Source organism: Pseudonocardia sp. EV170527-09 (assembly GCF_008369905.1).
Lineage (GTDB): Bacteria > Actinomycetota > Actinomycetes > Mycobacteriales > Pseudonocardiaceae > Pseudonocardia.
The window spans coordinates 1-4,472 of record NZ_VRMC01000175.1 but is presented as its reverse complement, the minus strand read 5'-3'; the positions used below and the strand labels follow the sequence as shown (position 1 = coordinate 4,472).

Here is a 4,472-nt window from a genome sequence, read left to right as displayed (position 1 = left end):
GACCGAGCCGAGCCCCGCACCCTCGGCCAGCTGTGGGACCAGGTCTCCCGACGGATGACCGCCCAGGAGCACGCCCGACGCGCGATCGCCGCCGGCTGGACGGAGACACCATGACCGCTGCCACCCCAGCCCCGTGCACCCGCCCCGGGGCCCACGTCGTGGCACACCCCGGCTCCGAGACGCCGCGGCCCTGAACCGCGATCGCTCAGACCGGGGTACACGACGGCTCCCTCCACCGAGGGTTCGACCTCGGGCACGACGCCGAGCAGACCGCCCTCGACGCCGGCCACGCCGTCCTGCAGACGCCCTCCTCCTTGCCGCGGCCGTGAGCAACGACGACGCGGCCGACGACGCCGTGACACGACGGGGGGTCTGTAACGAGAACGGTGGTTCCGGAACCACCGTTCTCGTTACAGACCCTTACAGACCCGATGAGCGAGCTGAGAACACTTCACTCACAGAGCGCGGCGTCGGGGAAGGGTCGCCCGGCGGCTCTGCGTCCTCGAGGGCTCGCACCTGAGGGACGAGTTCAGTCAGGATCTCGGCCTGTTCCTGGCTGTAACCGTCGAGCTCGCCCAGTTTGCGCTCGGCGTGGGTGTGGCGCTCGTCGTGAGCGCGCACTGTGGCACGTAGCCCGGCGACCGCCGCGAGCAGCCCGTCGATCCGGGGATCACCCGCCCCGGAACCGGTCATGGCCACCGCCCTCGGTCGGCGGGGTAGCTCTTGACCGCGAGCCACACCGCGGTGGGTCCGATCGCGGTGCGCGGGCCGGGGCCGGCGCCCGTGCCGGGGGCGGTGCTGGTTATGGCCGCCTTCCTGCTGTAACGGGGGCGGGTGAAGCGTGGTCGGTGAGGGCTCGTGGATCTCACAGGTTTCCCTCGAGCAGGGCGATGATCCGGTCGTTGAGTGCGTCGGCGTCGTCGGCGATGCCGTCGAGGAGGGCGAGGACCTCATCCAAGCTGGGCGCCTCCCGACCTGCGGCAGCGGGCGTGGGTGCAGTCGCGGCCGGTGTCGGCGTATGGGGAGCCGGTGTGTCCTGCTCGCTCTGCCGTGCTGCGCGGGCGGAGGCCAAGGCGAGCCGGGTACGGATGGTGCGCGCGGTGATGGGGCGGTAGTCGTCGTGCCAGCCGTAGCGGTCGATGGCCGGCAGGAGCGTGGCGGCGGCACGCCACCGCTGCGGTTCCCGGCACTCATGGCGGTGCGGATCGGTGGCGGTCGAGGCGTGGGCACTGGTGAGGTCCATGCGGGCTGACCCGCGCCCCAGGCCGTCGAGGGCGCCGAGGATGTCCAGCCAGCGCACGACGGCGCAGGCCGGGCAGCGCCGCGGGTCGACGGCGGCGGGCACAGGCCGTCCAGCCACCTGCACCCCGTCGGCGTCGACGGTGACCGCGGCGGGGACCAGCTCCCGGGCGCGAGACTGGGGCAGGCCCAGGACCACGGTGGCGACCAGCAGGAAGGCGTCCCGGTGGCCGTGGAGCCCGCGGGGCCAGCCACGGGTCGCGCAGGCGGCGATCATCTCCCCCGGGTCGGCACCGGCCGTCCGAGCCGGCCGCGGGGCCGGTGGTGCTGCGGGTCCGGTGTCCGGTCGTGGGAGCAGATGTCCGGCGTGGCGGTGGGCGGCGGCGATGGCGCGTACCCGCCGCGCCTGGGTGGCCGGGCGGGCCGGCACCGCTGCGAAGAACCCCGCCAGGGTGGCCACCGTGGTCGGCAGGGCCGGTTGCCCGGTCGCGGCGGCGTAGTCGCAGAACAACGCCCACTCCCGGCCGTAGCCGACACCGGCGGCGTCACGCGGTGGTTCTTTGTGAGTCGCCGGGTCTGCTCGACCGGCAGTTGATCGAGCAGCGTCGGGGACGGGGGTCATTGGGTACTCACAAGCCGAGCTGGGTTACGGCGTTGCCGACGAGGGGGGCGTGGTCGCGGTCGTAGGTTTCGATCATGGCGTCGCTGGTGTGGCGGGTCTGGCGGCGCACGGAGCGGTGGTCGGCGCCGTTGCGGCGGGCGGTGGTGACGAACCCGGCGCGTAGTGAGTGGAATCCCATTGGGCCGGGCAGGCCCGCGGCGTCGGCGCGTCGACGGACCATGGCGTGCAGGGCGTCGCCGGTCATCGGGGTGGCAGTGAGGGTGCCGCCGCGGCGGATCGCCCGCAGTAGCGGCGCGTGGCCCGCCAGCGCGGGTACCGGTGCCCGGAACGACCGGGCCGCTTGCTCGGGAGTCCCCGCGGCGCCGGTGTCGACCGGTGGGGAGGTGCCGATGTCGTCAGCACCGCCGCGAGAGCCGAGGACCGTGGGGTCGGGGTGCGGGAACAGGTGGTCCAGGTCGGGCCAGGGCGGGGTGGCCAGAACGGCGCGCATCAAGGCCGGGCGCCCGTGTGGGGCGGCGGCGAGCAGCCCCATCCAGCGCAGCACCGCGCACGGCGGGCAGGTCCCGGCCCGGGTGCCGTAGGGCAGCACCACGGTGGCGCCGCGACTGGTCTGGTCGGTCTTGGACCGGGCGATGCGCAGGTGCAGCCCGTCGACCGGGTGGAACGACGCGTCGGCGACGGTGAGGGCGGCGAGTTCGCTGCGGCGTAGCGCCCCGGTGAACCCGATCAGCAGCGCGGCGGCGTCGCGGGTGGCGATCAGCCCGGTCGGCCAGGTCCCGAATCCCGTGTCGGCGAGCACGGTGCGCAGGTCCTCCAGGAGCAGCGGGCGCATCTGGTGGGTGGCATGGGCGCGGGTGCGGCGGATGCCGGTCAGGACCGCGCCGACCGCCGGGTCCCGGGTCGGGGACGGGTGGCCGGCGTCGTGGTGCGCGGCGGCGATCGCGGCCAGGCGCCGACCCATCGTGGCCGGGGAGAACACCGCCTGCCCGTCCGGACTGCGGGTGGCCTCGAGGTCGGCCAGGTAGAGCCGCACGGTGTCCACCGCCGCCGGCAGAGCATCCAGCCCGGCTGCGCTGCACCAGCGGCGGAAGTGTGCCCAGTCCCCCGCATAGGCGGCGCGGGTGCGCGGTGCCCGAGCGGCGGTCGCGTGGGCGTCGGCCCGCGCGGCTAGCGCGGCCAGCGATGCGGCCCGGGCCGCCGCGGCCGCGACACCGTCGGGCAGCACCGCGGCGTCCAGACTGGTCCCGGGCTCGGCCGAGACGCCCGCAACCGCGCCCAGGTCGGCGCCCGGCCGGGCCTCGGCGGCCTTCTCCCCGCCCATCCGAGCCCCTCCCCGTCGGCCTGGACCTGCGCCCGCGGCCGCAGGATAGGTCAGATAACGCACGATTATCGCGTGCCTCCGCCGCGTAGGCGGAAGTGACCATGACTCGGTCCGCAGCAGTGGTCGCGGGGGTATATACACATAACAACAGTGGGTCTGACCTGCGGCGATGAGCACTGTGCTGGCTGGTCCGGGGGGATCCTGGCCGGTGACGGAGGTGCCGCGACGCGGGGACGACGAATCTGATCAGAACAGGGTGTCGCGGATGCGTAGCGGTCGGTAGCCGGTCGGGTCGAGCTGGGCGAGTTCGCCGTCGATGTCGACCTCGATGGCGCCGAAAAAGTTGATGTTCTCCGAGTGGGCCGGGGAGATGTGGGCCAGGACCTCGTCGTCGATGCGGCGGCCAGCCGCGCGCATCTGCTCGACGGCCAGGCCGTAGTACTCGGTCGTCCACGTGACCACGGCGTTGGTGACCAACGTGAGACACCACGCCTGCTCGGTCTGGCCCTCCAGGTGTCGGGCGCGGACCATGCCTTCGTGGGCGTAGAGCAGGTCCCGCTTGAGCGCGTGCAGCGACTCGCCCTTCGCTGCCCAGCCAGTCAGCTGCGCAGGCCCGACGGCTGGCTGCGCCATCGCCTGAGTTGGTGGCGCGACGCTCGCGGCCCGCTCGTCTCACCCACCGTCGACTCCCGCCAGCGCCGCTCGGCGGCCCTCGTCCGCGGCCACGCCGCGGCCGAACGACTGCCCTACGGCGCCACCGACCTGAGCCCCACCGATCTGCAGATCAGCAGCGACGACCACCGTGCCGCTCGCTCTGCCATCGTCCGTCAGTGGGCCGCCGAGTTCACCGCCCGCGGCAACGCCGCCCGCCCCGCGGCCGAAGTTGCCACGGTCGAAACCAGCAAGCGCTACTACCGCCGGATCAGCCGCGCACTCGACGAAGGGCGCACTCGCCGCGCAGCCACTCCCCCGCCGCTCGATCCGGCGGATGGTCACGGGGGCGTGCCTGCCTCAAGTGCCTCGGCCGACACGAGCTCACCGCGCAACAACGAATGCAATGCCCTCGATGAAGGTCGGACCGCCCACGAGCGTGCGCTCGCGCGGGCACGGGCTGAACGCACCTCTCGGTCTCTCCCCCGAGCTCACCGGAGGCTCCGATGACCGCCATGCCTCGCGTTATGACAGGAGTGGCGAAGCAGGGGCACCACCTGACACGTTCGACCGTCAGCCGCCGCAGGACCTCACGGCCGAACAGTCGGTGCTCGGCGGCATGCTGCTGAGCAAGGACGC

5 protein-coding genes and 1 pseudogene are annotated in these 4,472 nt (G+C 73.5%); 1 reads left to right on the top strand and 5 read right to left on the bottom strand.

Annotated elements, in window-relative coordinates; all coding sequences use genetic code 11:
* Positions 1–420 precede the first annotated feature (420 nt).
* From FVA95_RS27655 to FVA95_RS27635, 5 genes and pseudogenes are all read right to left on the bottom strand, one after another.
* A complete protein-coding gene (locus FVA95_RS27655; RefSeq protein ID WP_149666763.1) occupies positions 421–693 on the bottom strand; it encodes a hypothetical protein in 273 nt (90 codons plus the stop codon).
* A 172-nt stretch (positions 694–865) separates the two neighbouring features.
* The gene (locus FVA95_RS27650) at positions 866–1,750 is read right to left on the bottom strand and encodes a hypothetical protein (RefSeq protein WP_149666762.1); all 885 of its coding nucleotides are present in this window, start codon (positions 1,748–1,750) and stop codon (positions 866–868) included.
* A 118-nt stretch (positions 1,751–1,868) separates the two neighbouring features.
* Positions 1,869–3,182, bottom strand: a complete 1,314-nt coding sequence (locus tag FVA95_RS27645; protein WP_161992502.1) for an integrase — start codon at positions 3,180–3,182, stop codon at positions 1,869–1,871.
* Between the two features lie 246 nt (positions 3,183–3,428).
* Positions 3,429–3,767 (bottom strand): annotated as a pseudogene (locus tag FVA95_RS27640) (Tn3 family transposase); the annotation flags it as partial.
* Positions 3,768–3,854: 87 nt separating this feature from the next.
* Positions 3,855–4,178 (bottom strand): hypothetical protein, encoded by a 324-nt coding sequence (locus FVA95_RS27635; RefSeq protein WP_149666761.1) that lies wholly within the window; start codon positions 4,176–4,178, stop codon positions 3,855–3,857.
* Positions 4,179–4,248: 70 nt separating this feature from the next.
* On the opposite strand from FVA95_RS27635, the gene FVA95_RS32285 reads away from it, so the two are divergent.
* The coding region (locus tag FVA95_RS32285) for a hypothetical protein (protein WP_205016007.1) at positions 4,249–4,472 on the top strand (224 nt) is incomplete at its 3' end.